Origin of the sequence: Rothia nasimurium, assembly GCF_928392795.1 — a bacterium.
Classification (GTDB): domain Bacteria; phylum Actinomycetota; class Actinomycetes; order Actinomycetales; family Micrococcaceae; genus Rothia; species Rothia nasimurium_F.
In genome coordinates this window covers 81,095-107,941 of record NZ_CAKMTJ010000003.1, presented here as the reverse complement: position 1 = coordinate 107,941, position 26,847 = coordinate 81,095, and the positions used below count along the sequence as shown (strand labels likewise).

At 59.3% G+C, this 26,847-nt stretch carries 23 protein-coding genes; 8 read left to right on the top strand and 15 right to left on the bottom strand.

Going from position 1 to position 26,847, the window contains the following annotated elements; all coding sequences use genetic code 11:
- Window positions 1-67: 67 nt before the first annotated feature.
- The 9 genes from gatB to L6963_RS04520 all read right to left on the bottom strand — a co-directional run bounded on the left by gatB (window position 68) and on the right by L6963_RS04520 (window position 10,891).
- The gene (gatB, locus tag L6963_RS04555) at window positions 68-1,573 is read right to left on the bottom strand and encodes an Asp-tRNA(Asn)/Glu-tRNA(Gln) amidotransferase subunit GatB (RefSeq protein ID WP_237206725.1); all 1,506 of its coding nucleotides are present in this window, start codon (window positions 1,571-1,573) and stop codon (window positions 68-70) included.
- Complete coding sequence (gatA, locus tag L6963_RS04550) at window positions 1,574-3,163, bottom strand: Asp-tRNA(Asn)/Glu-tRNA(Gln) amidotransferase subunit GatA (RefSeq protein ID WP_237197366.1); 1,590 nt, start codon at window positions 3,161-3,163, stop codon at window positions 1,574-1,576.
- A 9-nt stretch (window positions 3,164-3,172) separates the two neighbouring features.
- On the bottom strand, window positions 3,173-3,469 hold the full coding sequence (gatC, locus tag L6963_RS04545; RefSeq protein WP_083093415.1) for an Asp-tRNA(Asn)/Glu-tRNA(Gln) amidotransferase subunit GatC: 297 nt from the start codon (window positions 3,467-3,469) through the stop codon (window positions 3,173-3,175).
- A 157-nt stretch (window positions 3,470-3,626) separates the two neighbouring features.
- The gene (locus tag L6963_RS04540; protein ID WP_237205956.1) at window positions 3,627-4,268 is read right to left on the bottom strand and encodes a transglycosylase family protein; all 642 of its coding nucleotides are present in this window, start codon (window positions 4,266-4,268) and stop codon (window positions 3,627-3,629) included.
- A gap of 539 nt (window positions 4,269-4,807) precedes the next feature.
- On the bottom strand, window positions 4,808-6,964 hold the full coding sequence (gene ligA / locus L6963_RS04535) for an NAD-dependent DNA ligase LigA (protein WP_237206890.1): 2,157 nt from the start codon (window positions 6,962-6,964) through the stop codon (window positions 4,808-4,810).
- Between the two features lie 100 nt (window positions 6,965-7,064).
- Window positions 7,065-8,141, bottom strand: coding sequence for a PP2C family protein-serine/threonine phosphatase (locus L6963_RS04530; RefSeq protein ID WP_336603536.1), 1,077 nt, complete (start codon window positions 8,139-8,141; stop codon window positions 7,065-7,067).
- Window positions 8,138-9,265, bottom strand: a complete 1,128-nt coding sequence (locus tag L6963_RS04525) for an adenylate/guanylate cyclase domain-containing protein (RefSeq protein ID WP_423816802.1) — start codon at window positions 9,263-9,265, stop codon at window positions 8,138-8,140. Before L6963_RS04525 ends, L6963_RS04530 begins: the two co-directional genes overlap by 4 nt.
- 223 nt (window positions 9,266-9,488) lie before the next feature.
- A complete protein-coding gene (locus tag L6963_RS11890) occupies window positions 9,489-9,881 on the bottom strand; it encodes a PH domain-containing protein (RefSeq protein WP_369126957.1) in 393 nt (130 codons plus the stop codon).
- Between the two features lie 161 nt (window positions 9,882-10,042).
- On the bottom strand, window positions 10,043-10,891 hold the full coding sequence (locus L6963_RS04520) for a biotin--[acetyl-CoA-carboxylase] ligase (RefSeq protein WP_237205957.1): 849 nt from the start codon (window positions 10,889-10,891) through the stop codon (window positions 10,043-10,045).
- A 119-nt stretch (window positions 10,892-11,010) separates the two neighbouring features.
- On the opposite strand from L6963_RS04520, the gene L6963_RS04515 reads away from it, so the two are divergent.
- The 4 genes from L6963_RS04515 to L6963_RS04500 all read left to right on the top strand — a co-directional run bounded on the left by L6963_RS04515 (window position 11,011) and on the right by L6963_RS04500 (window position 15,325).
- A complete protein-coding gene (locus L6963_RS04515) occupies window positions 11,011-11,295 on the top strand; it encodes a YciI family protein (protein ID WP_185173348.1) in 285 nt (94 codons plus the stop codon).
- Window positions 11,296-11,634: 339 nt separating this feature from the next.
- Complete coding sequence (locus tag L6963_RS04510; protein WP_237206724.1) at window positions 11,635-13,239, top strand: acyl-CoA carboxylase subunit beta; 1,605 nt, start codon at window positions 11,635-11,637, stop codon at window positions 13,237-13,239.
- A gap of 14 nt (window positions 13,240-13,253) precedes the next feature.
- Entirely contained in the window at window positions 13,254-13,568 is a 315-nt protein-coding gene (locus tag L6963_RS04505; protein WP_237206723.1) for an acyl-CoA carboxylase subunit epsilon, read from the top strand.
- A gap of 53 nt (window positions 13,569-13,621) precedes the next feature.
- Window positions 13,622-15,325: a DUF885 domain-containing protein gene (locus tag L6963_RS04500; protein WP_237206722.1), complete on the top strand. Its 1,704-nt coding sequence runs from the start codon at window positions 13,622-13,624 to the stop codon at window positions 15,323-15,325.
- 76 nt (window positions 15,326-15,401) lie between these two features.
- On the opposite strand, the gene L6963_RS04495 is transcribed toward L6963_RS04500, so the two are convergent.
- Complete coding sequence (locus L6963_RS04495; RefSeq protein WP_237206721.1) at window positions 15,402-16,805, bottom strand: dicarboxylate/amino acid:cation symporter; 1,404 nt, start codon at window positions 16,803-16,805, stop codon at window positions 15,402-15,404.
- 224 nt (window positions 16,806-17,029) lie between these two features.
- Between L6963_RS04495 and exaC the strand changes: the two genes are divergently transcribed.
- Window positions 17,030-18,553, top strand: coding sequence for an acetaldehyde dehydrogenase ExaC (gene exaC / locus L6963_RS04490; RefSeq protein ID WP_237206720.1), 1,524 nt, complete (start codon window positions 17,030-17,032; stop codon window positions 18,551-18,553).
- A gap of 930 nt (window positions 18,554-19,483) precedes the next feature.
- Here the strand turns inward: exaC and L6963_RS04485 are convergent.
- The 4 genes from L6963_RS04485 to L6963_RS04475 form a co-directional block, all read right to left on the bottom strand.
- Window positions 19,484-19,801, bottom strand: coding sequence for a hypothetical protein (locus L6963_RS04485; protein WP_237198649.1), 318 nt, complete (start codon window positions 19,799-19,801; stop codon window positions 19,484-19,486).
- A gap of 78 nt (window positions 19,802-19,879) precedes the next feature.
- Window positions 19,880-20,224, bottom strand: a complete 345-nt coding sequence (locus tag L6963_RS04480) for a DUF6973 domain-containing protein (RefSeq protein ID WP_237206719.1) — start codon at window positions 20,222-20,224, stop codon at window positions 19,880-19,882.
- A gap of 116 nt (window positions 20,225-20,340) precedes the next feature.
- On the bottom strand, window positions 20,341-20,709 hold the full coding sequence (locus tag L6963_RS11885) for a type II toxin-antitoxin system death-on-curing family toxin (protein WP_369126956.1): 369 nt from the start codon (window positions 20,707-20,709) through the stop codon (window positions 20,341-20,343).
- Window positions 20,710-20,916, bottom strand: coding sequence for a CopG family ribbon-helix-helix protein (locus L6963_RS04475; RefSeq protein ID WP_237205964.1), 207 nt, complete (start codon window positions 20,914-20,916; stop codon window positions 20,710-20,712).
- Window positions 20,917-21,024: 108 nt separating this feature from the next.
- On the opposite strand from L6963_RS04475, the gene L6963_RS04470 reads away from it, so the two are divergent.
- From L6963_RS04470 to L6963_RS04460, 3 genes are all read left to right on the top strand, one after another.
- Window positions 21,025-21,735, top strand: coding sequence for a Maf family protein (locus L6963_RS04470; protein ID WP_237206718.1), 711 nt, complete (start codon window positions 21,025-21,027; stop codon window positions 21,733-21,735).
- A 108-nt stretch (window positions 21,736-21,843) separates the two neighbouring features.
- Window positions 21,844-23,664, top strand: coding sequence for an acetyl/propionyl/methylcrotonyl-CoA carboxylase subunit alpha (locus L6963_RS04465; protein WP_237206717.1), 1,821 nt, complete (start codon window positions 21,844-21,846; stop codon window positions 23,662-23,664).
- A 182-nt stretch (window positions 23,665-23,846) separates the two neighbouring features.
- Window positions 23,847-25,241, top strand: coding sequence for an MFS transporter (locus L6963_RS04460; RefSeq protein WP_237206716.1), 1,395 nt, complete (start codon window positions 23,847-23,849; stop codon window positions 25,239-25,241).
- 141 nt (window positions 25,242-25,382) lie between these two features.
- On the opposite strand, the gene L6963_RS04455 is transcribed toward L6963_RS04460, so the two are convergent.
- Complete coding sequence (locus L6963_RS04455) at window positions 25,383-26,801, bottom strand: NAD(P)H-quinone dehydrogenase (RefSeq protein ID WP_237197398.1); 1,419 nt, start codon at window positions 26,799-26,801, stop codon at window positions 25,383-25,385.
- Window positions 26,802-26,847: the final 46 nt, after the last annotated feature.

Sequence of the window (26,847 nt, the reverse complement as noted above, 5' to 3'; positions counted from 1 at the left end):
AAGAGAAACCGGGCGTCCTCCCCACAGGGGAGAACGCCCGGCACATAGCTCAGCAGGTCAGAGGACTTTAGCCCTCAACACCCAGCTTTTCGAGAATCAGCTCGCGCACGCGTCCGGCATCTGCCTGACCGCGGGTAGCCTTCATAACCTGGCCAACCACGGCGCCAGCAGCCTGGACCTTACCGGCGCGAATCTTGTCGGCAACATCGGGCATAGCGGCCAGAGCCTCGTCAATAGCGGCGGTCAGAGCCGAGTCATCAGAGACAACGGCCAGGCCGCGCTTCTCAACGATCTCAGCCGGGGTGCCTTCACCGTCGATCACGAAGCCCAGCACCTGGCGAGCGATCTTATCGTTAATCTTCTTAGCCTCAATGAGCTGGTTGAGCTCAACGATGGTAGCGGCGGTTGCACCGGTTTCGGTCAGCTCAACCTCGCGCTCCTTGGCGATACGGGCAATCTCGCCCATCCACCACTTACGAGCAACTGAGGCGGGAGCACCGGCGGCGACGGTCTCTTCGATGGCGTCCATAGCACCGGCGTTGACCACGTCGCGGAACTCTTCGTCCGAGAAGCCCCAGTCGGCCTTCAGACGGCGGCGGCGCTCGGCGGGAGGCTCGGGCAGCTCGGCGCGCAGACGCTCAATCCACTCTTCGTCGGTGACGACCGGAACCAGGTCGGGCTCGGGGAAGTAACGGTAGTCGTCGGCATCAGACTTGGGGCGGCCACTGGTGGTCTCGCGGGTGTCTTCGTGCCAGTGGCGGGTTTCCTGAACAACCTTCTCACCTGCTTCGAGGACGGCCGCGTGACGCTGAATCTCGTAGCGCACCGCACGCTCAACCGAACGCAGGGAGTTGACGTTCTTGGTTTCTGAGCGGGTACCGAACTCGGTGGAACCCTTGGGCATGAGCGAGACGTTGGCGTCGCAGCGTACGTTACCGCGCTCCATGCGGGCGTCGGAGATACCCAGGTTCTTGACGATTTCGCGAATGGCAGCCACGTAGGCACGGGCCAGTTCAGGAGCCTTGTCGCCCGCACCCACGATGGGGCGGGTAACAATTTCAATCAGGGGAACACCGGCGCGGTTGTAGTCGACCAGGGAGAAGTCTGCGCCCTGAATACGGCCGGCGGTGCCGCCCTTGTGGGTCAGCTTGCCAGCGTCTTCTTCCATGTGGGCACGCTCGATATCGACGGTGAAGACGGTGCCGTCCTCCAGCTCAACGTCCAGTGACCCGTTAGCGGCGATGGGCTCATCGTACTGGGAGGTCTGGAAGTTCTTGGGGGTATCGGGGTAGAAGTAGTTCTTGCGGGCAAAGTGGCTGATGGGTGCAATGTCGCAGCCCAGAGCCAGACCCAGCTTGATAGCTGATTCAACAGCCTTGCCGTTGACCACCGGCAGCACACCGGGCAGGCCCAGGGAGACGGGGGTTACATTGGTGTTCGGGATATCGCCAAACTCGTTAGGAGCGGCGTCGAACATCTTGGTCTTGGTGTTGAGTTCTACGTGAACCTCGAAGCCGAGTACGGGGTCGTACTTCTCCATGGCTTCTTCAAACGACAGGATTTCGTCAGACATTTACTTAGCTCCCTCGAAGTCAAAGTCACGGATCAGGGCGGCGGTGTCGGGCAGCTGCTCGTGCAGGTAGCCACCCCACTTAGCGGTCAGCAGGGCTTCCAGGCCAGCACCAGCGCGGTAGAGGCGGGCGTCCTCGTGGGCGGGGGCGGTGAACTGGATGCCGACGGGCAGGCCGTCCTCATCTGCCAGGCCACCGGGCAGGGACAGGGAGGGTACACCGGCCAGGTTGGTGGGTACGGTGGCGATATCGCCCTTGTACATGGCCATGGGGTCGCCCTTGGTCTTCTCCCCCAGCTTGTAGGCGGTGGTGGGAGCGGTGGGGCTAATCAGCACGTCTGCAACCTCAAATGCCTTGGCGTAGTCGCGCTGAATCAGGGTGCGCACCTTCTGGGCTGAGCCGTAGTAGGCGTCGTAGTAGCCGGCGGACAGGGCGTAGGTGCCCAGGATGATGCGGCGCTTGGCTTCCGAGCCGAAGCCTGCGGCACGGGAGGCTGCCATGACGCGCTCGATGGTGACGTGGCCTTCTTCGGGCAGCTTACGCAGACCGAAGCGGACGCCGTCGTACTTGGCCAGGTTGGAGGAGACCTCGGAAGACATAATCAGGTAGTAGGCCCCGATCGCTTCCTTAACGGAGGGCAGGGAGACCTCAACAATCTCTGCACCGGCTTCCTTGAGCAGCTCTAGAGATTCGTTGAAGCGGGCCATGACGCCGGGCTGGAAGCCCTCGCCGGTCAGTTCCTTGATGACGCCGACGCGCAGGCCCTTGAGGCCACCTTCAGCGGCACCGGCGCGGGCGGCGTCCGCGTAGGCGGGCACGGGCTCGTTCAGGGAGGTGGAGTCCTTGGGATCGTGACCGCCGATAACCTCGTGCAGTAGGGCGGTGTCGAGGACGGTGCGGGCACAGGGGCCGACCTGGTCCAGGGATGAGGCCATGGCAATGACGCCGTAGCGGGAGACCGAGCCATAGGTGGGCTTAACGCCGACCGAGCCGGTGACGGCTGCAGGCTGACGGATGGAGCCACCGGTATCGGTGCCCAGGGCCAGGGGGGCCTGGAAGGCAGCAACAGCTACAGCGGAGCCGCCGCCGGAGCCACCGGGAATGCGGTCCAAGGCCCAGGGGTTGCGAGTGACGCCGAAGGCTGAGTGCTCGGTGGTGGAGCCCATGGCGAACTCGTCGAGGTTGGTCTTACCCAGAATGGGCATACGGGCCTCGCGGATCTTCTGGGTGACGGTGCCGTCGTAGGGGCTCATCCAGCCCTCAAGCATACGGGAGGCGGCGGTGGTGGGCTGGCCCTTGGTGACAATGAGGTCTTTAACGGCGATGGGGACGCCTGCCAGGGCAGGTAGTTCTTTGCCGGCGGCACGGTCTGCGTCCACGGCGGCAGCAACTTCCAGGGCCTCTTCAGCGTTGAGGTGCAGGAAGGCATTGAGGCCGCTCTTACCGGCTGCGCGGTTTTCTGCGTCCAGAGGTTCGCCATCGGTGGCGATGATGTGGTCGATGTAGGCCTGGGTTGCTTCAACAGAAGTCAGTTCCCCTGCGGCCAGCTTGTCAGCAAGTTCTGCTGCGGAAAGTTTGATGATGTCGTTCATGCCCGCTCCTTAGTCTTCGTCCAAAATTGCCGGAACCTTGAACTTGCCGTCTTCAGCATCGGGAGCCCCTGAGAGAGCTTCCTCAGCGGTCAGGGTTTCGCCCACCACATCGTCACGGAAGACGTTCTTGAGCGGGATAGGGTGGCTGGTTGCCGGGATATCGTCTGAGACGGCGTCTGAGACTGACTTGACGGATTCTACGATGACGTCGAGCTCAGCGGCCATAGCGGCTAGCTCTTCATCAGTCATCTCGATATGAGCCAGCATGGCAAGGTGTGCCACCTGCTCACTCGTAATAGCAGACATAATCACTTCCACGAGTTAGACATAGGTTTTCAGTTTCTATCTTAGCCCGCCTAGGGGCATAACACGATTTAAAAAAGAATCGTCCCCTCACCTGTGCAGGTGAGGGGACGATGGTGTGAGATCAGAGTCCGCTAAAGGTCTCAGTACCTAAGAGGTCTTACTTAGCGGGGATGGTCAGAACCCAGCCGATTTCGATGACGTCGGCGTCCTGAATCAGGTCAGCGTTAGCTGCCAGTACTTCGTCCCAGCCGTTGAAGCCGTGAGCGTAAGCAATTTCTGACAGGGTATCGCCAGCCTTGACGGTGTAGGTGTTAGCTGCGGGTGCTGCTTCAGCAACAACCTCTGCTGCGGGTGCAGGTGTAGCTTCAACAGCAGGAGCTGCTGCAACTTCAGTTACCTGGGTTGCCTGGGGAGCAACAGAGGGAGCTTCAGCAGGCAGCTGGGGTGCTGCGGTACCGTAGTTTGCAAGACCAAGCTTAGCGTTGCATGCAGGCCAAGCGCCCCAGCCCTGCATCTGAAGGAGGTTTTCAGCAACGCGAATCTGCTCTGCCTTTGAAGCAGCTGCGGGGTTGCCGGTGCCACCTGCGGCTGCCCATGAGGACAGTGAGAACTGCAGGCCACCGTAGTAGCCGTTGCCGGTGTTGATGGACCAGTTGCCACCTGACTCGCACTGTGCGAGAGCTTCCCAAGCTTCGAGGGGAGCTGCGTTTGCTGAAGTGGGTGCTGCCACCAGGGTTGCGGCTGCTGCTGCGCCACCGATTGCAAGTGCTGCTGCTGAACGACGAATGTTGGAAGTCATGAAATGCTCCATTAGGCCACCTTACGCTCTTTCCATCCCTGGACGTCTTAGCGTTGCCGTCTACCCGTAACGTAGATTGGATCATTTGAGGCTTTACCCTGTAGACGGCATCAGGTGTGCGGTAGAGCCCAGCATGCGCCCACAGCTTCCACTGTGAGCTATGGACCATCAGCCCTATGGCTAGCTGGTCATTTTTGATTCGTTGATAACGATAACGTAACGATTTCGGCTTTGCCAACCCATTTTTGAGACAGAACACCTTTTGCAGTCGAAGCCAAGACCCCTAGCCCTCCCCTGGGCAATTGGCTTTAAAGACAGGCTTGCACCACCCTTAACACCGGCAACAAGCCCGTATTTCTGCGGTTTAAAGCGGGCTACAGTCACTTAACGCATCAAGACTTGTCTATCATTAAAGACAGGTTTACCCCGCTTTAAAAATTTCTTAAAGTTCAGCGACGTCCCCCATCGAACAACAGAGTCTTATGTCACATTTAGGTCACAGACTCAAAGAAGCCTGTGACCTACCTGTGACCTACACCCTAAGCAACAGCGTCCGGCCCCTGCGCCAAAAGCGCCTCAAAACCTTCTTCATCCAGCACCGTCACACCCAGCTGTTCAGCTTTATCGAGCTTAGAGCCAGCGGATTCACCGGCCACCAGATAGTTAGTTTTCTTCGAAACAGACCCCGAGGCTTTTCCACCTCGCACGATAATGGCTTCTTTCGCGCTATCGCGGGTAAAACGAGCCAGAGTACCTGTTACCACGATAGTGAGGCCTTCCAGGGTGCGCTCGATTGAGGCGTCCCGTTCGTCCTCCATCCGCACGCCGGCTGCCGCCCAGCGGTCTACGATTTCGCGGTGCCAGTCTTCTGCAAACCATTCCTTGAGCGAGCTAGCAATGATGGAGCCCACTCCGTCAACGCCTGCCAGGCGCTCCTCGCTTGCTTCGCGTATTGCGTCCATCGACCCGAACTCGGTCGCCAGGGCCCGGGCTGCAGTGGGCCCCACGTGCCGAACAGAGAGGGCGACCAGCACCCGCCACAGGGGCTGGCTCTTTGCCTTCTCTAGCTGCTCAAAGAGCTTTTCGGTATTGCGGGTAGGGGCACTCGGCTTCTTCGCGGTACCCCGCGTATAGAAGTAGGGAACCAGTTCGGTCTTACCCGTAGGTTCACCTTTGACCTTTTTCTCGCGCTCAATACGCACATCTGCTAGGTCCTCAGCGGTGAGGTCAAAGAGGAAGGCCTCAGAGATCAGCGGGGCCTGATCAGGAGCCGCAGGACTGGTCAGGGCCTTAGCAGCCTCATAACCTAAAGCTTCAATATCGAAAGCTCCGCGCCCTGCCAGGTGGTTGACGCGCTCGGTGAGCTGGGCGGGGCAGGAGCGGGCATTGAGGCAGCGGATATCCACATCGCCGTCCTTAGCGGGCGCCAGGGGCTGACCGCAGGAGGGGCAATCAGTGGGCATCACGAATTCCCGTTCGCTGCCATCGCGCAGGGCAACCACGGGCCCCACAATTTCGGGGATGACATCCCCTGCCTTACGCAGCACCACGGTATCGCCGATGAGCACGCCCTTGGCCTTGACCACGTCCTGATTATGCAGGGTTGCCATCTCAACCGTTGAGCCGGCTACCTTGACCGGTTCCATCACACCGAAGGGGGTCACGCGGCCGGTCCGGCCAACCCCCACCCGGATATCGAGTAGCTTAGTGTTGACCTCTTCGGGCGGGTACTTGTAGGCCACGGCCCAGCGGGGTACGCGGGAGGTATATCCCAGGCGCTCCTGGGTGGAAAAATCGTTCACCTTAATAACGATGCCGTCGATTTCGTGCACCAGGGAGTGGCGTTTTTCGCCGTAGGTTGCAATGAATTCAAGAATCTCTGAGCGGCTAGTGAGTAGCTGGGAATAGGGGCTGACGGGCAGACCCCATTCCTGGAGCTGGGTATAGGTTTCAAACTGGGTGGTGATATCGAGGCCGGTGCGGGAGCCAATGCCGTGCACAAACATGCTCAGGGGGCGCTCGGCGGTCAGGGCGGCGTCCTTCTGCCGCAGGGAGCCTGCTGCCGCATTTCGCGGGTTGGCGAAGGGCGCCTTGCCCTGCTCAACCATCTGCTCGTTGAGGGCCTTAAAGTCAGCCGATGAGATAAAGACTTCACCGCGAATTTCGATTTCTTCGGGGTGGTGGCTACCGGCGAGCTGGGTAGGGATTGAGGCGATGGTCAGGACGTTGTGAGTCACGTCTTCGCCGGTGGTTCCGTCGCCGCGGGTAGCGGCGCGCACCAGCTTGCCCTTGCGGTAGAGCAGGTTGACCGCCAGGCCGTCAATCTTGAGTTCGGTGAGCCAGGCAGGGCGAGCGCCCGTCATCTCTTGGGCGTTGGTTTCGGCGCGGTCTAGCCAGGCACCAAGCTCGTCGAGCGAGAAGACGTCTTCCAGCGAGTACATGCGGGCCAGGTGGGTGACCGGGGCGAAGGCTGCTGAGGCTTCGCCACCGACTTCCTGGGTGGGTGAGTCGTTAGCAACCAGTTCGGGGTGCTGGGCCTCTAGCTTTTCAAGCTCACGGTAGAGGGTATCGTACTCGGCGTCCGAGATGGTGGGGGCGTCGTTGACGTAGTAGCTTTGGCGGGCTGCCCGAACGCGGTCGACAAGCTGGGCATAGTGCTCCTTGATATCGGCGGCTACGCCCTGGCCTTCGACCAGGTCGCGGTCAACGCCGTGGACGGTTTCTTCTTCTACACCGGGAAGGTCTTTGTTTTCACTCACCCTATCTATTCTGCCCTATAACCTCCCCGGCTGAACTCTAGCCGTTGATGCCCCGGTGCAGTTCTTTTTCAGAGTGGAACCGTTCTTCTTCGGTGGTGGCGGTGTGGGGGTAGTCGTAGCCGTCGATGTTGGCCACAATCTCGTGGGCGTCGGTCTCGGTCAGGGCTTTGAGCTCGGCTGCACGGGCTTCGGCGTCCGCTACGGTTATAGCGTCTGCCACAATTACGGTGATGTTGTCCCGGCCTCCGGCTCGAAGGGCAGCCATCTGGAGCACATCCGCCGCATCCTGGGGGTGCTCGACGGTAGCAAGTACCCGGGCCATGTAGTTGTGGGAGAGTTCGCCGGAAAGACCGTCGGAACACATCATCAGGCGGTCGCCCTCGCGGGCGGGGATAACCCAGAAGTCAGGTTCCCAGTAGTTACCGGTGCCCAGGGCACGGGTAATGACGTTACGGCGGGGGTGGGTCAGGGCCTCCATAGCGGTGATCTGACCGGTGTCGACCAGGTACTGAACCTCAGAGTGGTCTACGGTGATCTGTTCTAGTTCTAGACCTTCAACCGGCCCGTTAGAGATAGAGAGAGCTTCTTCGGTCTGAGCCTCTTCTGCCCGGACCAGGCGGTAGGTTCGGGAGTCGCCCACGTTGAAGATAAACCACATCTGCTGGTCGCCAATGTGGGTGAGCCAGGCACCGGTGACGGTTGTACCCGCTCGCAAATCCAGGGCGTTTTTGATGGCTTCATCGGCTTCGCCAATGATTTCCTTGATTTTATCGAGGGTTTTGAGAATCTGGCGGTTGAGGGCGGAGGTTTCTTTGCGGCGCCTGCCCAGGCGGCGGCCACCCGGTTCGTCGTTGAGGGCTTCGCTGGCAACTTCCCGCCGGAACGCTGCCTCTTCTTCCTCGGTCATGCCTCCGGGGCGGGTGAACATCTGGGCGTAGGCCAGGGTGCGGGTGCACAGGCGCGAGGCGACTTCGCCCTTTTCATGCCCGCCCATGCCGTCGGCGACCACGCAGAGGGTGCCGGCAACGACCATAGAGTCTTCATTGTTGTCACGGTACTGGCCTACGTCGGTTGACTTGCCCGCGTAGATAGTGAGGTTGGGGGCGGTGGTCATTCGAAATCGATCTCCAGTTCATTACCGATGCCCGGGGTAATTGCCACGGGCCTAACATTGCCAAAACCGCGCACGTTGCGCACGCCTTGGGGGATGAGTACAAAACGCCTGTCGTCTTCCAGCGCTTCAGCGGTCGAGTCGTCGGTGAGGACGACCCCGGGTTCAGTCAGTGCAACCAGGCGGGAAGCCAGGTTAACGGTGGGTCCGTAGATGTCGCCCAGACGCGGCAGCACCCTGCCCCACACGAAGGATACACGGGCTTCGGGGAGCTGGGGGTCTTCGCTGATAAGTTTTGAGAGAGTCAGGGCGATACGGGCGCCGTTTTCGGGGGATTCGACCAGGTACATGACCTCGTCCCCAACCGTTTTGATGATGCGTCCGCCGCCTACCGCAATCACTTCAGCACAGCGCTGTTCGAAGTTCTTAACCAGGCGGGCCAGGTTCCGCTCGTTCATCTCGCGTGAGAGTGAGGTGTAGGAGACCAGGTCAACGAATCCCACGCCCCGGGCTAGGGGCAGGTCGCTGTCTGCCAGGTCGGTGCTGCCCTCTTCATCGCGGAGGGCCAGACGCAAGATAGCCGAGTTGAGCATCCGACGGTAGCCGTAGACGGTGATATCTTCGAGGTCTTCAATCAGGCGCGGCAGGAGGCTGAGCAGTTCGCCGCGGGCTTCGGTGTCGGTCAGCCCGCCATTAATCACCATATCTTCCACTAGAGCTTCGACCTGCCAGACCACCATGCGGTCCATCATCTGCCCTACCGAACGGGTGAGTGATAGGGCGGCTTCTTCGGTGAGCTTACCCTCTTTAATAAGGGAAGTAACGGTGGTCAGGGCCTTGCTATCGGCATGGGTGAAATAGGCATCATCGTCGGTGAGGTTGGGCAAGCCCAGGGAGCGCCAAATCTTACGAGCGGTCAGCAGGGGCACGCCGGCTTCATCTGCTACCTCGCCGCGTTTCATGCTGCGATTTTCCCCTAGAAGAGCGCGTTCGAGCTCCAGCACGCCCTGCCGGGCTTCGTCGCTACGGTAGAGCTGGCTTTGCACGCGGTTATGGTGGTGCCTGCTCCGGTGGGGCGCGGTGCCGGCCTGTTCGGCGGGGTCGCTACCGGGTGCTGACTTCTCCACGGGGGTCTTCCTTCTCTATGTTTAGTGCTGCGTGGTTCTAGAGGTAATAGGGTCTAGGGCTGGCACGGCGAGTAGTTACCTACTTCAAGAATACCCAGTTACTGTGAGCTAGGCTACGAAATGTTCACCACCCGATAAGCGCCACCGCCTATTCTATGCCCGCCATCACCTTTTTTCGAACCCAAAGAACCTGTTTAGGCTTATCAGACAAATAATGTAGCTTTTACACCCGATACCGAGAAGAGTTCCCGCTCAGTAACGCTCGCTGAGCTTCCTGAATCTTCCCACTCAGGCGCTCAGGGTCCGGCGCTGCCCGCAGCACGTGTTGCACCCCGCGAGCATGAACGGTTAGAGCCGCAGCATTGGCCAGCCCCACCAGATGACGGTGCCCCACGCTTACCCCTTCTATCTGGTTCAGCGGAACACTGACGTCCTTACCTGAGCCCAAGCCCCGTCTAATCACTAAGCGGTGAGTAGTGAGTAGATAGCTGGTAGCCACCCACCGCAGCACCCCTCTAAGACCTAGCCAAGCCAGCCCTAGGGCAAAAGCCAAGGCTAGATAGCGCCAGCCCGGGGCCCCAACACCCAGGGCTGAGGCGAAGCTCCAAGCGGTCATGGCAAGAAAAAAATAAAGAAGGGGGCGCAACAAAAGCACCCCGTGGGCGCGCGTTGCGGCAAGGGTGTACTCTGCGGGATAAAGGTCGCCTCGTAGTTTCATCACTGGTGAGTTTATCGACGCTTCCTGAAGGTTCCCCGATATTCCGGCCTTAACCGCACCTAGCGGCCGTACCTCTGGGGGCGTACGTGTACCACGTCCCCCACGGTGAAGCTTCGTTCCTCGCCGGAATCTGAGCGGACGACCAACTCCCCCTCAGCAGTCAGCTCAACCCCGGTACCCCTAAAGGTCTCATCCCCGGGTAAGTGAATAGTGAGGGTAGCACCCAGGGTGCTCATACGCTCACGCAGGCGGGCCAACAAAGAGGGGCCACCGACGGTGGCGTCCGCATCAAAACCGCTAGCTGCAAAGTCTCGGTAGTAGCGGGCAAAGTGAGCAGCCAAGACCGTCAGTGCCCGATTGAGGTCAATCGACTGCCCCGATTCTATGAGAGCGCTGGTGGCTGTGGGAACGGGAAGGTCTTCCTGGGTCAGGTTTAGATTAAGGCCGATACCCACTACTACCGAGATCTGCCCCTCGGGCTCAATCACAAGCTGGGCCAGAATACCGCAGGCTTTCCGGTTGCCCAGCAGGACATCATTAGGCCACTTGATGGAGGGGTGCAGCCCCGCAAGCTGCTCAAAAACATCGCAGGCAGCCAGTGCAGCTAAGGACGTGAACCAGTGGTACTGGTCGGGGGCTACTCTATTTGCGGGGTTTACATGCGGACGCACGATAAAGCTGGTTGCCAAAGCGGCACCCGCCGGTGCCACCCACACCCGATCCAGGCGTCCTTTTCCCGCATTCTGGTCGGCGGTCGAGACCAGCGAGAGCTCCCCATAGCTACGGCGCACCAGGGCATCACCCACCAGAATCTGCCGGGCATACTCGTTAGTTGACCCTACCGAGGGCAGAAGCTCCACCCGCTCAAACCCGCTCACATCAACCAGGTCAGCCTGAAGGTGCCCCATGCGCGCACTCCTTTATCTCACATACTAAGTTTTGACCGCTATTCTACGGGGTCACGCCCAGCCTGAGCGGCCTAGCGGTGCAATACTGGAACTGTCTAACCCCTACGAAAGGTTCTACCATGACCGTCTACGCTGTGCAGTACTCCTACGGCCCCGCCGACCTGCAGGCTGAGCACCGCCCCGCCCACCGCGAATACCTGGCCCAGCTCCACGAAGAAGGTAAGCTGCACGCAGCCGGCGCCTTCCTCGACGGTGACCCCGCAGGTGCCCTACTCATCTTCGTTGCCGAAGATCGCGACGACCTCGACCGCATTATCGCCGCCGACCCCATGAGCACCGGCGGCGTGCTCACCGGCTACACCGCACGCGAATGGAACGCTGTGATTGGCAAGGTCGGCAAGTAAGCAAGAAGCACTAGAGCTGAAGCAGGCTCACAGCGAAGCTGTTGGCTTGGGGCTGGCATGAATCGCTGGTGATGAGCACCGAGATTCCGAGCGCGCGAGGAAAACAAATCTCGGTGCGAATCTGGCGAGCTTGCGAGCCAGCTAGCGAACCAGCGAGAGGGTCGACAGCAAGCGTGAGCCTGCTCCAGCTCTCCCGAAACACTCTTATTTAGAAAAATCGCTCAAAAATCCCAAGAATAATTGGGTGGGGCGGGGCGGCAGGTCTATAGTTGAAAAGAATGACCCTTATCCCAGGTCACCCCACACCATTGACCCACCAGTGCGCAAGGCAGGCAGAGCATGAGCGAGAACCCCACCACCGATGCCCCCGATTTGACCACCACCGCAGGTAAAATCGCTGACTTCTACGCCCGCCGCGAGCAGACTCTTGCGCCCACCGGGCAGGGCCCGATTGACCGCCAGCACGAACGCGGCAAGCAGACTGCCCGCGAGCGCATCGAGATGCTGCTTGACGAGGGTTCTTTTGTGGAGTTTGATGCTCTGGCTAAGCATCGCACTACGGCTTTTGGTATGGAGAAGAAAAAGCCGCTGGGTGATGGCCTGGTTTCGGGCTACGGTACTATCGATGGCCGCCTGGTTGCGGTTTATTCCCAGGATTTCACTGTCTACGGTGGTTCTCTGTCGCAGGTCAATGGCGAGAAGATTGTGAAGGTGCAGAAGTTCGCGTTGAAGAACGGCTGCCCCATTATCGGTATTAATGACGGTGGTGGCGCCCGCATTCAGGAGGGTGTTGCGTCGCTAGCCATGTTTGCCGATATCTTCCGTATGAATGTGCGGGCCTCGGGCATGATTCCGCAGATTTCGGTAATTATGGGCCCCTGCGCCGGTGGTGCGGCCTACTCCCCCGCCCTGACTGATTACATCGTAATGGTCGATAAGACCAGCCACATGTTTATTACCGGCCCCGATGTCATTAAGACCGTGACCGGTGAAGAGGTCGATATGGAGACCCTGGGCGGTGCCCGCCAGCACAACGCGGTGACGGGTACGTCGACCTACCTGGCTGAGGACGAAGAGGACGCCTTTGATTTCGTCCGCGAGCTCGTTGAGTTCTTGCCCTCCAACAACCTCACCGAGACCTTCCCCCTGGATCATGATCAGGACCCCGAGGTCACCGTCGATGATCTTGATCTTGACCTGCTGATTCCCGATTCAGCTAATCAGCCCTACGATATGCGGGCTGTGATTGAGTCGGTGGTTGATGATGGCCATTTCTTTGAGATGCAGGCCCTCTACGCCCCCAACGTGATGATTGGTTATGCCCGGGTTGAGGGTAAGACCGTGGGTATTGTGGCCAACCAGCCCATGCAGTTCGCTGGCACCCTCGATATCAATGCCTCTGAAAAGGCCGCCCGCTTCGTGCGCAACTGCGATGCCTTCAACATTCCGATTCTGACCTTTGTTGATGTGCCCGGCTTCCTGCCCGGTACCGACCAGGAGTTCAACGGCATTATCCGCCGTGGCGCTAAGCTGCTGTACGCCTACGCCGAGGCGACCGTTCCGCTGGTTACCGTGATTACCCGCAAGGCCTACGGCGGGGCCTACATTGTGATGGGCTCGAAGAAGCTGGGCGCCGATATTAACCTGGCCTGGCCCACCGCCCAGATCGGTGTAATGGGGGCCCAGGGTGCGGTCAATATTCTCTACCGCCGCGAGCTGGCCGCTGTGGCCGAAGAGGGCGGCGATGTTGAGGCTAAGCGCGCTGAGCTGATTGCCAAGTACGAAGAGGAGCTGCTCAACCCCTATCAGGCTGCTGAGCTGGGCTACATCGATGAGGTCATCGCCCCTTCCGAGACCCGCGTGCGCATCATTTCTTCCCTGCGGGCCCTGCGCGATAAGCGCGCAGCCTCCCCCGCTAAAAAGCACGGCAACATTCCGCTGTAAGGGGTAGGTAGAACATGGCAACTCCCAATCCGCTGTCCCTACTGGGCTTCGGCAAGAAGCCGGCACCGGCGTCCGCGCCCCTTGAAAACCAGGGGCAGGACGCCGGTGGGCAGCAGGTACCCGCCCCTGTGCTTTCGGTGGTGCGGGGCAACCCCACGGAAGAAGAGCTGGCTGCGCTGACCAGCGTCGTGGTGGCGCTACAGGCCCAGGCTGATTCCCGGCAGGAGACCGCGCTGGAAATGTGGCAGCGCCGCCTCAACCACACTCAGCGCCTGGGTATGCGACTGCGCCCCGGGCCGGGTTCCTGGAAGCGGGCCCGACCCCAGTAGTTCACCCACCCAGCTCCCTGTTTTCTGGGTCACAGTAACCTAGAATGGGGTGTATGACACTACACCCAGATTTACCCGAAATTTTTAAGGCCGACCGCGCTCAGACCGAGGTCGACCGCATTGCCAACGACTACTACGAGAAGACCCTGGAACTAGACCCGGCAGCGGCCACCATCGAGGGCCGCAAGGGACGGGAAACCGAGTACCCCGACTACTCCCCCGCAGGCACCCAGGCAGAGATTGACCTAGCCCGCGCTACTCTGGCAGCCCTTGACGCCGTTGAACCGGCCGACGACATCGACCGGGTTACTGTCGACGCCATGCGCGAGCGCCTGGGGCTCAAGCTCGAACTGCACGAGGCGGGCCTGGGCGACTGGGAACTCAACAACATTGCCTCCCCTGTTCAGGGTATTCGCGCCATCTTTGACCTGATGAACCGTGAAACAGCCGAGGACTGGGGGCACATTGCTGGCCGCCTGGGTAACGTTGCGGAAGCGGTTCGCGGTTATATCGAGACCCTGGAAGCCGCCCGTGCCGCCGGTAAGGTGGCAGCGGTGCGCCAGGTCGATATCGTCATCGAGCAGGTAGCCGCCTACATTGCCGAAGGCGGTTTCTTCGACACTCTGGCACAAGAGGTAGCCGAAGCCGCCCCTGAGCACGCCGACCGCGCTACCCAGGGGGCGGCGTCCGCTAAGGAAGGCTACAGCGAACTTCTCTCCTACCTCAAAGACACCCTGCGCCCCGACGCGCCCGAGGCCGATGCTGTGGGCCGCGAGCGCTACTCCCTTTACTCCCGTCAGTTTGTAGGCACCACCCTTGACCTGGAAGAGACCTATGCCTGGGGTATTGAGGAACTCGACCGCATCATCGCGGCCCAGCAGGAGGTTGCCGAAGCCATCAAGCCCGGTGCCACTATTGACGAGGCAAAGGCCCTGCTCGATGCTGACCCCGAACGCACCCTCAACGGCACCGATGAGCTCCAGGCCTGGATGCAGAAGCTTTCCGACGCCGCCGTTGACTACCTGGCCCAAGAGCACTTCACCATCGAAGGCCCGCTGCGCAAGCTCGAGTGCATGATTGCCCCCACCCAGGAGGGCGGTATCTACTACACCGGCCCGTCCGCTGATTTTGAGCGCGCCGGTCGCATGTGGTGGTCAGTGCCCGAAGGTGAAGATACCTTTGGCACCTGGCGCGAAACCTCAACCGTCTACCACGAGGGCGTACCCGGCCACCATCTGCAGGTTGCCTATGCAACCGCTATGGCCGAGGCCCTGAACCAGTGGCGTGCTAACGCCGTGTGGGTTTCGGGCCATGGCGAGGGCTGGGCCCTGTACGCTGAGCGCCTCATGGACGAGCTGGGTTATCTCTCTGACCCCGGCGACCGCATGGGTATGCTCGATGCCCAGCGCCTGCGTGCTGCCCGCGTGGTCTTCGATATCGGCCTGCACTGCGGTTTTGAGATCCCCGAACGCTGGGTTGCCGAGCTGGGTGTAGAACCTGGCATCTGGGACGCAGAGAAGGGCTATAAGTTTCTAGAGGCCAACCTCGATATCTCCGAGGGCCAGCGCCGCTTCGAGTTCCTGCGCTACCTGGGCTGGCCGGGCCAGGCCCCCTCCTACAAGGTGGGCGAGCGAGTCTGGTTACAGCTGCGTGAGAACGCCCGCGCCGCCGGAATCTCTGACCGCGACTTCCACACCCGGGCCCTCAAACTGGGCTCAGTCGGGCTTGATACCCTGCGCCGGGCACTAGCTGCCTAAGTCGCGTAAACATGAAGCGGGCCCTGCACACCGATAGGTGCGCAGGGCCCGCTTCTCTACGAGGTAGGGGTAAGGGTTAGGACGCTGCCGCGGCAGGTACCTGGGGTGCCTCGCCGAGGCGGGCGTAGACGTCCTCAGCTACAAATCCGCCCTCGGTGCGCGGGGCGTTGTAGAGGTCCTCGTTCAGAATGCCCTCGCGCTTGGCGACGATGAGCGCAACCAGGGCCTGGCCTGCGACGTTGACGGCGGTACGGCCCATATCAATGATGGGGTCGATGGCCAGGAGCAGGCCAACGCCGTCGAGGGGAAGGCCCAGGGTGGAGAGGGTGAGGGTGAGCATGACCGTTGCACCGGTGGTTCCTGCGGTGGCGGTGGAACCGAGCACCGACACCATAATGATGAGCAGGTAGTGGGTGATGTTGAGGTCGATGCCGTAGAACTGGGCCACAAAGAGGGCTGCTAGGGCGGGGTAGACCGCGGCGCAGCCGTCCATCTTGGTGGTGGAGCCCAGGGGAACCGCGAAGGAGGCGTAGGCGCGGGGCACACCAAAGTTACGTTCAGCTACGGACTGGGTCAGAGGCATGGTGCCCATGGACGAGCGGGAAACGAAGCCCATCTGCACAGCGGGCCAAACGCCCGAGAAGAACTGCTTGATAGACAGACCGTTGGCGCGGGCGATAGCTGGGTAGACCACGAAGAGCACAAGGGCCAAGCCGATGTAAAGCACAATTACGAAACGCGCCAGAGAGCCCATGGAGGTCCAGCCGTAGGCGTAGACGGCTCGGCCAATCAGACCGACGGTACCGAGCGGGGCCAGGCGGATAATCCACCAGAGGATGGTCTGAATAATAGCCAGAGCACTCTTATTCAAGTCAAGGAAGGGCCTGGCAGCGGGGCCGGTCTTGAGGGCTGCGATACCCACGGCTACTGAAATCACAAGGATCTGGAGCACGTTGAAGCTAGCTGAGCCGGTGACGGTCTCGCCCGAGTTTGAGATGCTCACACCCAGGCCAAGGAAGTTGGCGGGAATCAGGCCGGTAAGGAAGCCCAGCCAGGAGCCGGTACGCCCTTCGTAGGTTTCGGGAGTAGCCAGACCGGTGTTAGCGCCGGGTTGGGTGACAAGACCGAGGATGAGGCCAATAACCACAGCGATGAGGGCGGTGTAGGCGAACCAGAGCAGGGTCTTGGTAGCCAGGCGGGCCGCATTCGTTACCTCAGCCAGGTTGGCGATGGACGAAACCACGGCGGTAAAAATCAGGGGTACCACCGCTGCTTTGAGCAGGGTGACGTAGGAGGAGCCAATAGTGGAGAGGGTGGTCATGAGCCAGTTGGGGTTCTCTGCGGCATCGCCGCCGAGGTTAGTGGCTACCAGGCCCAAAATCACGCCCAGGATGAGGGCGGCGATAATTTGATTGCCGAAGGACGTAGCCCAGGCGGGAAGTCTCTTGCGGGAAGGAAGTGCTGTGGTGTGGTTTGACATGTCTCAACACTGTACGCCTGGCCCTGGGGCTTGTGAATCGGGGTGTAAAGCTAGGACATATTTTGCTGTAGGTCACATGATGGCCTGGGTTTTTTACGGATCGGTCTTCACAGGTGGAACCCCTCTCAACTAAACTGTGATTCAAGTTACTTTTATGTGCTTTTTATGAACAGGTAGGTCCTGGTTGCCTACCCCGTAGTCAGATACAACTCAAAGGAGAGACAATGACTGTTTACGCCGCACCCGGCTCAGCAGATTCCATCACCACCTTCAAGTCCCGCTACGACCACTTCATCGGAGGGGAATGGGTAGCCCCGGCCGAGGGCCAGTATTTTGAAGATATCTCCCCGGTTAACGGCAAGCCCTTTGCAGAAGTCGCCCGCGGTACCGCAGCTGATATCGACAAGGCTATTGACGCAGCCTGGAAGGCCTTTGAGACCTGGGGCAAGACCTCCCCCACCGAGCGCGCTAACCTGCTGCTCAAGCTGGCCCAAATTATGGAAGATAACCTGGAGTCCATTGCGGTAGCTGAGACCTGGGAGAACGGTAAGCCTGTCCGCGAGACTCTAGCCGCAGATATCCCGCTGGGCGTTGACCACCTGCGCTACTTCGCGTCCGCTATTCGCACCCAGGAAGGCCGCCTGTCAGAGATTGACGAGAACACCGTGGCCTACCACTTCCACGAGCCTCTGGGCGTGGTGGGGCAGATTATCCCCTGGAACTTCCCCATTCTGATGGCTATCTGGAAGATCGCCCCGGCCCTGGCAGCGGGCAACACCATTGTGCTCAAGCCCGCGGAGCAGACTCCGGTTTCAGTGCTCTACCTGGTGGATTTATGGAAGGATGTACTCCCCGCCGGTGTGCTGAACGTTGTGAACGGCTTTGGCCCCGAGGCTGGCGCTGCCCTCTCTGGTAGCAAGCGCATCCGCAAGATTGCTTTTACTGGTGAGACCACCACCGGTTCTATCATTATGAAGGCTGCTGCCGACAACATCATCCCGGTCACCTTGGAGCTGGGCGGCAAGTCCCCCAATGTCTTCTTCGCCGACGTTGCTGCCGAGAAGGACTCCTTCTACGACAAGGCACTAGAAGGCTTTGCCTCCTTCGGCCTCAACCAGGGCGAGGTCTGCACCTGCCCCTCCCGCGCACTGATTCAGAAGCCCATTCACGACTCCTTCCTCGAGGCCGGCATTGAGCGCGTGAAGGCCATGAAGCAGGGCAATCCGCTCGATACCGAGACCATGGTCGGCGCCCAGGCGTCCAAGGAGCAGTGGGATAAGATTACCGGCTACCTGAAGATTGGCAAGGACGAGGGCGCGGACGTTCTCGTGGGCGGTGAGGCCTGCGAGCTAGGCGGCGACCTGGCAGACGGCTGGTACATTCAGCCCACCGTTTTTGCCGGTAGCAACGACATGCGTATCTTCCAGGAAGAGATTTTTGGCCCGGTTCTGGCTACCACCTCTTTCACTGATTTTGATGAGGCTATGCGCATTGCCAATGACACCGACTACGGTCTAGGTGCGGGCGTCTGGACGCGCGACCAGAACACCGCCTACCGGGCAGGCCGCACCATTCAGGCTGGCCGTGTCTGGATCAACAACTACCATAATTACCCGGCCCACGCCGCTTTCGGTGGCTACAAGAAGTCAGGCATCGGCCGCGAGAACCACCTGATGATGCTGGCCCACTACCAGCAGACCAAGAACATGCTGGTCAGCTACTCAGATAAGCCGATGGGGCTCTTCTAATACCTGCTTCTGATAGCTTGAGGCTTATTCATAAGGGGTTCCGCAGGCTCACGCTCGCTGCCGACCCTCTCGCCTGGTTCGCTTCGCTCACAAGGCGATTCACGCCCCGCCTAGCGGCGGATTCCGTTCGCTCTTGCGTGCTGTCGCACCCGCTCACTTCATCCGAGCCAGCAGCTTCGCTGTGAGCCTGCTCCACTTATCCTTATGAATAAGCCTTACTATCTACCAGTTCTACATTGTTGCCCTTTTCCGCATGACAAGCATCATACTTTCCTCAATAGTGAGGCAACTAAAATTCTTTTTCGATGAGATACGTCAAACGTTTTAAATTAAAGGACCCCAATAAATTCTCTTGACTTACGTAAGAATTAAAAATAAAATATAGAATAGTATAAAATTAGAATATTCAACGGAGGCACCTGAGGATGACAGAGGAAAAAACATTCAAGGATTATTTTATAACAATAGTTGGAATTTTTAGTGCATTTATATTTATTAAGTTATTCGACAGTATTTTAGAGTTTAACTTTATTGTTAACCTGGTTCTTGCACTCGTAGCAAGCTCTTTGGTATGTATAGTTCTAGTATTTTTTATTGCCTTTTTCAAAAGTCTTCTTTTTAAGAAATAGTTATTGATTTATACAGCCAGACCCTCATTTAATTTTTCAATTTCCTATTGACACCCACACGGCCCCATACTGTGCAATGTAGATTACATTCACCAAACTGGTATCAAGGAGATCTGATTATGCCAAAGAAGCGTATTACTCTATCCCTCAGCCATTGCAACAGTTTTTTGTGATTTACATCTTTCACTGCCGCGTATTCGTTCAACGAAAATTATCAGGAGCAGAACACTTCGGTAGCAATTATATGAAGCTTATTCATAAGGGGTTCCGCAGGCTCACGCTCGCTGTGAGCCTGCTCCATCTACCCTTTGGAATAAGCTTCTTTCTTCTTCCGCCCCTGCAACCAAGCCTCTAACAACCACGCACACAGAATCACCGGAGCAGCCACCGTTGTAAGGCCAGGACCAGAATAAGCACTCACCCCATCAGGCAGGCTATCCCATACACAACGAGTTCCAATTACAGGGAAAAACCCCCAATAGGCTTCGCCTTGAATATACTCATTTGAAGTATGGCAAGCTATCCCAGCAGTAAAACGGACGAAATATTCAAAAGCCATCAAAAATAGCCAAAAACAGAAGGAGAGAAAAAAGAGTTTATGATTCTTTACAAGATTCATAACGATACTGCCTTCTTTCTGTCAGAAAGGAATTCGAGTCTAAGTTTACCTAACCTATCACTTGCAGCTCATCAGAAGTCACTGCGTCCTGACACCCTGTTTAGCATCATCCCCAGTAACAACGCGCCGACCAATCTCTCGCCCCACAACATTATTGTGTAAGTCCATAACTACTTCCTCTTCAGGGTCATCTACTACTGACTCATGATTGTTGGCAATGGTTTCAGCATCTTCAGACATTTCAGCTGCCATATCAAATCCATACCAGGTACGCCCTGCCGGGCCTCTAGTAGGCTGGGCATCGATTTGACGCAAGACAACAGCCTTTTGAGCCCAATCCAGTATCTGCACCTGAGCCAGCGGGCGGCCCACCATGTCACTAACCTCTTTAAGAGAACAGAGCCGGATGTCAGAATACGCCACAAGTTATCTTTCGTTTGTTAATTTATTGGGCGACAGCCCTCGACTCTACCGCCCCTGAAACTTAGAGGAAGATCAGCATTCCTTATAAGCCTGATGCCCAGGACGCCCCGCCAAAACTAGCTCCAAGGAATAAGGAAAGGCTCTAACCTGCTAGCGATTGACTCAAGGCTCTCCTGTCCTTCTGCTATGTCCATAATGAGCCGGTAGGAGGTATCAGAATCCATCACATGTTTTAATCCGTTGATACGCAAAAAGATATTGAGGAAAATTAGCGTGGTTCGCTTGTTCCCATCAACCAGTGCGTGGTTCCGAGCTAGAGATTCGCTCTGAGCGGCAGCCGCCAGCGGAATCGTAGGGTAAACGTGAGCTCCATACACCCTCGTGATAGGTCTTTCTAAGGCCGAATCTAGCAGTCCTACATCTCGAACGTAAAAGCCCAGACGCGTTATAACCTCAATAGCAATTTCGAGTTGAATCCGCTGCATTTATGAGTCGGCTAGTCGTTCCAAAGTTTTTGCATCATGCTCAAGCGCGTAAGCAAGTCCCTCTTCTACCATGGCCCGATGCTCTCTTTCTTCCAGCATGCGACGCACACTTTCGACGATGAGGGAGTGCTTAGATAAATGCTCGCGCTCTGCTAAATCTGCAAGCTGGTGGTCTAAATCTTCAGGAAGTCGCAAGGTAAGAGCCATACACCCACAATACCAAGTTGATACCATCAGCTCCATACCGATGTGCAGACTTGGCCCATCACACGTGTTGTGGGTTCGGGGTTCGTCAGCCCCGATAGACTGTTACCCATGCACATCCCTATTGAAACCGCAGCCGCAGCGGGCGAACAGCCGGTGCGGCTCGTCCTTGCGTCGTCTTCCCCTGCCCGCAAAAAGCTCCTGGAGGACGCCGGCGTCCGCTTCACCGTTATTGTCAGCGATGTCGACGAGGACGCCGCCCTGCGCGAGGCCCAGCAGGCCGCCTATGAGGCAGGGCTGGGTGACATCACTCCGGCGCAGACCGCCCAGCTGCTGGCCAAGGCAAAAGCGCAGGCGGTTGCCGCCCTGCCCGAGGCGGCAGGAGCCCTGGTGCTGGGCTGTGACTCTGTCTTTGAGCTCGATGGCCTTGCCTACGGTAAGCCCGGCAGCGCCGAAAAAGCCCTGGAACGGATTACCGCGATGAGCGGACGCAGCGGGCAGCTCCACACCGGGCATTGGCTGGTCGATACCCGCGAGTCTGCCCAGAACACAGCAGCTAGCAAGCGCCCCGAGGCCAGCGAGTTGCGCACAGCAACCGTCCACTTCGATACCTTCAGCGACGAAGAAGCCCGGCGCTACGTGGCCACCGGCGAGCCCCTGTGGGTGGCTGGATCCTTCACAATCGACGGTTTCGGCGCGGCCTTCATTAAGGGAATTGAGGGCGAATACCACACCGTGGTGGGGCTTTCGGTGCATGCCCTACGCACAATGCTGGCTAACTTTGGTGTTTCAATCAGCGACATTTGGAAAAATTCGCGATAAATTTCAAGATACGACTTTTGTGAGGCGCCGCCACCCGGCGCCTGCTCATAATGCGTCATAGCCAGTAACGGCACGCCAGCACGGCGCATCAACCCGAGGAGCTTTACAGTGACTGCACACAATGACCTGGCCCAGACCTTTACCCCGGTGAAGGGTCGCCACACCGGCCCCGTCAGCAAGGTACTGATTGCCAACCGCGGTGAGATTGCCGTGCGCGTCATCCGGGCTGCCCAGGACGAGGGCATCTCAACCGTTGCGGTCTATGCAGACCCCGACCGCGAGGCCCAGCACGTGCTGCTAGCTGACGAGTCCTATGCCCTGGGCGGCACTACCGCAGCGGAGTCCTACCTAGTCATGGACAAGCTACTTGAGGTTGCTAAGCGCTCTGGCGCCGACGCCGTGCACCCCGGTTACGGTTTTCTTTCTGAGAACGCCCAGTTCGCCCAGCAGGTCATCGACGCCGGTCTAACCTGGATTGGCCCCTCCCCCGAGTCCATCAACCGCCTGGGCGATAAAGTAGCTGCCCGCCATATCGCCGAGAAGGTCGGCGCCCCGCTGGTGCCCGGCACCAAAGACCCGGTCAAGAGCGCAGCAGAGGTTGAGGCTTTTGCGGACGAGTACGGCCTGCCCGTTGCCATCAAGGCAGCTTTTGGCGGCGGTGGGCGAGGCATCAAGGTCGCCCGCGAGCGCGAGGGTATCGGGGAGCTCTACGAGTCAGCTGTCCGCGAGGCTATCGCCGCCTTTGGCCGCGGCGAGTGCTTCATTGAGCGCTTCCTTGACTCCCCCCGTCACGTTGAAACCCAGTGCCTGGCCGACGCTCACGGCAATGTTATGGTTGTTTCGACCCGCGACTGCTCCCTGCAGCGCCGCAACCAGAAGCTGGTAGAAGAGGCCCCGGCTCCCTACCTGACCAAAGAGCAGAACGAGCGCCTGTATGAGGCGTCCAAGGCTATCCTGCTCGAGGCAGGCTACCAGGGCGCCGGTACCTGCGAATTCCTGGTGGGCACCGACGGCACCATTTCCTTCCTTGAAGTCAACACCCGCCTGCAGGTTGAGCACCCGGTCTCCGAAGAGGTCACCGGCATTGACCTGGTGCGCGAGCAGTTCCGCATCGCCCGCGGTGAGACTATCGAAGCCACCGACCCCGAGGTGCGCGGCCACTCCTTCGAGTTCCGCATTAACGGTGAGGACGCCGGCCGCAGCTTCATGCCCTCCCCCGGCACCATCGAGAAGCTGGTTGTACCCGCAGGCCCGGGTGTCCGCTGGGATTCCGGCGTGATCGCAGGCGATACCGTCAGCGGCAACTTTGACTCCATGATCGCTAAGCTCATCGTCACCGGCGCCACCCGCGAACAGGCCCTACAGCGAGCCCGCCGCGCCCTGGGCGAGCTGGTCATCGAGGGTATGCCCACCGTTGCCAACTTCCACCGCGCCGTGCTCGATGAGCCTGCCTTCGCCCCTGCCCCCGGCGGTGACTTTGCCGTTCACACCCGCTGGATTGAAACCGAATTCAAGAACACCCTGCCCGCCTACGACGGTGCCCTCACCCTGGCTGAGGCCGATGAAGAGCGCCAGAAGATTACCGTTGAGGTCAACGGCAAGCGCATGGAAGTCGTCCTGCCTGCCCTGGGCGGCGGTACCTCTGCCAAGTCCGCAGCCGCGTCCAAGGCCCGCAAGTCCCGCTCAAGCCGCGGGGGCGCGTCCGGCTCTGCCAACAGCAATGAGCTCACCAGCCCCATGCAGGGCACCATCGTCAAGGTTGCCAGCAAGGACGGCGCCAAGGTCGCCGAAGGCGATTTGATCGTTGTACTGGAAGCCATGAAGATGGAGCAGCCCATCACCGCCCACAAGGCAGGCAAGGTCACCGGGCTCAAGCTCAAGGCAGGCGACACCGTCTCAGCCGGGGCAATTATCGCCACCATCAAATAAAAGCACCGCTCACAATCTAGGCCAGGCCCCCTTGCCACCAGGTAAGGGGGCCTAGTTTAAATCCAGCACCACCTGCACCCAGCACACACAAGCTCACATAGTGGAATTGAAGTTTCACATAGAGAACGCCAGTTTTAGAGTAAAACTGTTCAACACTTTCCACACATCCTCAGAGAGATCCTGTGAGCACCACAACCGCTACCCCAGCATCCTCTGCCACCGAGCAGACCGTGCCCCGCAGCCGCGTCATCCTGGCGTCACTCATCGGCACCACCATCGAGTTCTACGACTTCTACATCTACGCCACCGCCGCCGTGGCAGTCTTCCCCGCCCTCTTCTTCACCGGCGAGGACGACACCGCCAAGCTCCTCGCCTCCATGGCGACCTTCGGCGCAGCCTTCATCGCCCGCCCCATCGGCTCCATCGTCTTTGGCCACTTCGGCGATAAGGTAGGCCGCAAGGCAACCCTGGTCGGCGCACTCCTGACCATGGGCATCGCAACCTTCCTCATCGGTCTGCTCCCAACCTACTACCAGATCGGCCTCTGGGCACCGGCCATGCTGACCATCCTGCGCTTCTGCCAGGGCCTAGGCCTCGGCGGCGAATGGTCAGGTGCAGCCCTGCTAGCCACCGAATACGCTGAAGAAGGCAAGCGCGCCCGCGCCGCCATGTGGCCCCAGCTCGGCGCACCGTTCGGCTTCATCCTCGCCAACGGCTTCATGCTGCTACTCACCGTCGCCATGGGCTTCACCTCCCTCGCCGCCGGCGACACCATCGACCACAACTTCCTCGTCTGGGGCTGGCGCATCCCCTTCATCGCCTCCATCGTCATGGTCGCAGTCGGCCTCTACGTGCGCTTCAAGCTCGAAGAAACCCCCGTCTTCAAACAGGCCCTCGAAAAAGACGAAAAGGTCAAGACCCCGCTCGCAGAAGCCTTCAAGGTAGCCTGGTGGCCCATGATCCAGGGCACCTTCATCATGCTCGCCACCTACGTACTCTTCTACCTCATGACCGCCTGGATCCTCTCCTTCGGCATCGGCAAGGTAGAAAAGGGCGGCCTGGGCATCGCCTACCGCGAATTCCTGGTCATCCAGCTCATCACCATTCTCTTCTTCGCAGCCATGGTCCCGGTCTCCGGCTGGCTAGCCGACAAGTACGGCCGCCGCTCATCCCAGCTCGTCATCACCGGCGCCATCATCATCTTCGGCCTCTCCTTCGGCTTCCTCATGGACCCCTCCGTCGTTGGTACCGGTGAGGACGCCAACACCGGCCGCATCGTCCTCTTCATGGCCATCGGCATGACCCTCATGGGCCTGACCTTCGGCTCCATGAGCGTCTACCTGCCCGAACTCTTCCCCACCAACGTCCGCTACACCGCCTCAGGTATCAGCTACAACGTCGCATCCATCCTGGGCGCAGCACTGACCCCCTATGCCGCGGTGTGGCTGAACGCCAACGGTGGTGTAGGCGCAGTCGGCCTCTACCTGGCCGGCGCAGGTCTGCTCACTCTGATCTTCATGGCAATCACCCATGAAACCCGCGACGTGGATCTGACCACCATGGCCCGCACTAAGTAGGGTAGACGCACACAGCTCAAGGAGGGGTAGCGCCCGCTCTTGCCGACTAACCTTCTCGCTGGCTCGCAAGCTCGCAAGCGATTCATGCCAGACCCAGCCAGTCGGCTCCGAACGGGCGCTACCCCTCCCCTTTTTCATCTATTACTGCATAGTGTGCAGCTGCCGCGCGGCTTCCGAGATGGAGCCGGTCAGCGATGGGTAGACCGTGAAGGTTTCGGCAATATCGTCCACGTGCAGTTTCTTATCGACTGCTAGCGATAGCGGGAAGATGAGCTCTGAGGCGCGGGGGCCCACCACCACGCCGCCAATAACGGTGCCAGAGTGCTTGCGGGCAAAGATTTTGATGAAGCCGTCCTCGACCGCCATCATCTTGGCCCGGGGGTTAGTGGCCAGCGGCAGCATGACCATATCTGCCTGGTACTTCCCCGACTCAATTTCGCTCTGGCTCACTCCGACAGTTGCAATTTCAGGGGCCGTAAAGATGTTGGCGGCAACCTGGTGGGTGCGCAGAGGCTTGACGATGTCGCCCAGCATGTGCGAAACGGCAACGCGCCCCTGCATCGCGGCAACAGAAGCCAGAGGGTAAACCCCGGTACAGTCACCTGCCGCATAAATATTGGGGATGTTAGTGCGGGAGACGCGATCCACGTTAATGTGCCCTGATTCGCTGACCTCAACCCCGGCGTCCTCAAGACCCAGATTTTCGGTGTTGGGAATCGAACCAACAGCAATCAGCACATGGGAGCCAGCTACCTTGCGCCCGTCCCCCAGGGTGACAATGACGCCGTCGCCGGCCTCGTTGTAGCAGGCGGCTTCGGCGCGGGAGCGGGGCATAACGCGCACGCCCTTACGTTCGAAAACATTTTCAAGGACGGTCGCGGCGTCCTCGTCCTCACCGGGCAGCACCCGGTTGCGGGAGGAAATCAGGGTAACCCGCGAGCCCAAACCGTTGTAGGCCGAGGCGAACTCTGCACCGGTCACACCGGACCCGACCACAATCAGATCTTCGGGGAGTTCTTCAAGTGAGTAGAGCTGGGTCCAGTTGAGAATGCGCTTACCGTCCGGCTTAGCGGTGGGCAGCTCGCGGGGGTGGGTACCCACCGCCAGAATGATGAACTCGGTGGTCAGGTCATAGGTCAGCCCGCTGGAATCGGTCACCTGCACGGTGTGGCGGTCCACCAGCTTGCCGCGGCCATCAATCACTTTGACGCCGCTACGTTCAAGGGTGCGTTTAATATCGTGGGACTGCTGATGAGCCAGGTCAATCAGACGCTTATTTACCTTGGCCAGGTCAACCGAAATGGGCGGCGGCGCGTCATTATCGCCCACCGAAATAGCGAGCTCCTGGGCCTTGCCGAAGCGGTTGCGGGCGTCCGCACTGGCAATCAGGGTTTTGGAGGGTACAACGTCGGTGAGGACGGCCGAGCCGCCCATGCCCTTATCTTCGATGATAGTGACGTCGGCGCCGTGGCTTGCAGCGACCAGGGCGGCTTCATAACCGCCGGGGCCACCGCCGAGAATGACAATTTTGTGCGATGCGTAGTCTGTTTTGAGAGTCACCCCTTTATTGTGTCGCACATCGCACGCACGCTCAACTCTGGGCAGG

What these genes read in the sequence shown, in the direction of transcription:
- L6963_RS04515 (WP_185173348.1), top strand. Translation starts at nt 11,011, where the DNA reads ATGACCGTCTACGCTGTGCAGTACTCCTACGGCCCCGCCGACCTGCAG.
- L6963_RS04485 (WP_237198649.1), bottom strand. Translation starts at nt 19,801, where the DNA reads ATGAATCTTGTAAAGAATCATAAACTCTTTTTTCTCTCCTTCTGTTTT.
- L6963_RS04475 (WP_237205964.1), bottom strand. Translation starts at nt 20,916, where the DNA reads ATGGCTCTTACCTTGCGACTTCCTGAAGATTTAGACCACCAGCTTGCA.
- L6963_RS04500 (WP_237206722.1), top strand. Translation starts at nt 13,622, where the DNA reads ATGACACTACACCCAGATTTACCCGAAATTTTTAAGGCCGACCGCGCT.
- L6963_RS11890 (WP_369126957.1), bottom strand. Translation starts at nt 9,881, where the DNA reads ATGACCGCTTGGAGCTTCGCCTCAGCCCTGGGTGTTGGGGCCCCGGGC.
- exaC (WP_237206720.1), top strand. Translation starts at nt 17,030, where the DNA reads ATGACTGTTTACGCCGCACCCGGCTCAGCAGATTCCATCACCACCTTC.
- gatC (WP_083093415.1), bottom strand. Translation starts at nt 3,469, where the DNA reads ATGTCTGCTATTACGAGTGAGCAGGTGGCACACCTTGCCATGCTGGCT.
- L6963_RS04530 (WP_336603536.1), bottom strand. Translation starts at nt 8,141, where the DNA reads ATGACCACCGCCCCCAACCTCACTATCTACGCGGGCAAGTCAACCGAC.
- L6963_RS04470 (WP_237206718.1), top strand. Translation starts at nt 21,025, where the DNA reads ATGCACATCCCTATTGAAACCGCAGCCGCAGCGGGCGAACAGCCGGTG.
- L6963_RS11885 (WP_369126956.1), bottom strand. Translation starts at nt 20,709, where the DNA reads ATGCAGCGGATTCAACTCGAAATTGCTATTGAGGTTATAACGCGTCTG.
- L6963_RS04510 (WP_237206724.1), top strand. Translation starts at nt 11,635, where the DNA reads ATGAGCGAGAACCCCACCACCGATGCCCCCGATTTGACCACCACCGCA.
- gatA (WP_237197366.1), bottom strand. Translation starts at nt 3,163, where the DNA reads ATGAACGACATCATCAAACTTTCCGCAGCAGAACTTGCTGACAAGCTG.
- L6963_RS04520 (WP_237205957.1), bottom strand. Translation starts at nt 10,891, where the DNA reads ATGGGGCACCTTCAGGCTGACCTGGTTGATGTGAGCGGGTTTGAGCGG.
- L6963_RS04540 (WP_237205956.1), bottom strand. Translation starts at nt 4,268, where the DNA reads ATGACTTCCAACATTCGTCGTTCAGCAGCAGCACTTGCAATCGGTGGC.
- L6963_RS04505 (WP_237206723.1), top strand. Translation starts at nt 13,254, where the DNA reads ATGGCAACTCCCAATCCGCTGTCCCTACTGGGCTTCGGCAAGAAGCCG.
- gatB (WP_237206725.1), bottom strand. Translation starts at nt 1,573, where the DNA reads ATGTCTGACGAAATCCTGTCGTTTGAAGAAGCCATGGAGAAGTACGAC.
- L6963_RS04495 (WP_237206721.1), bottom strand. Translation starts at nt 16,805, where the DNA reads ATGTCAAACCACACCACAGCACTTCCTTCCCGCAAGAGACTTCCCGCC.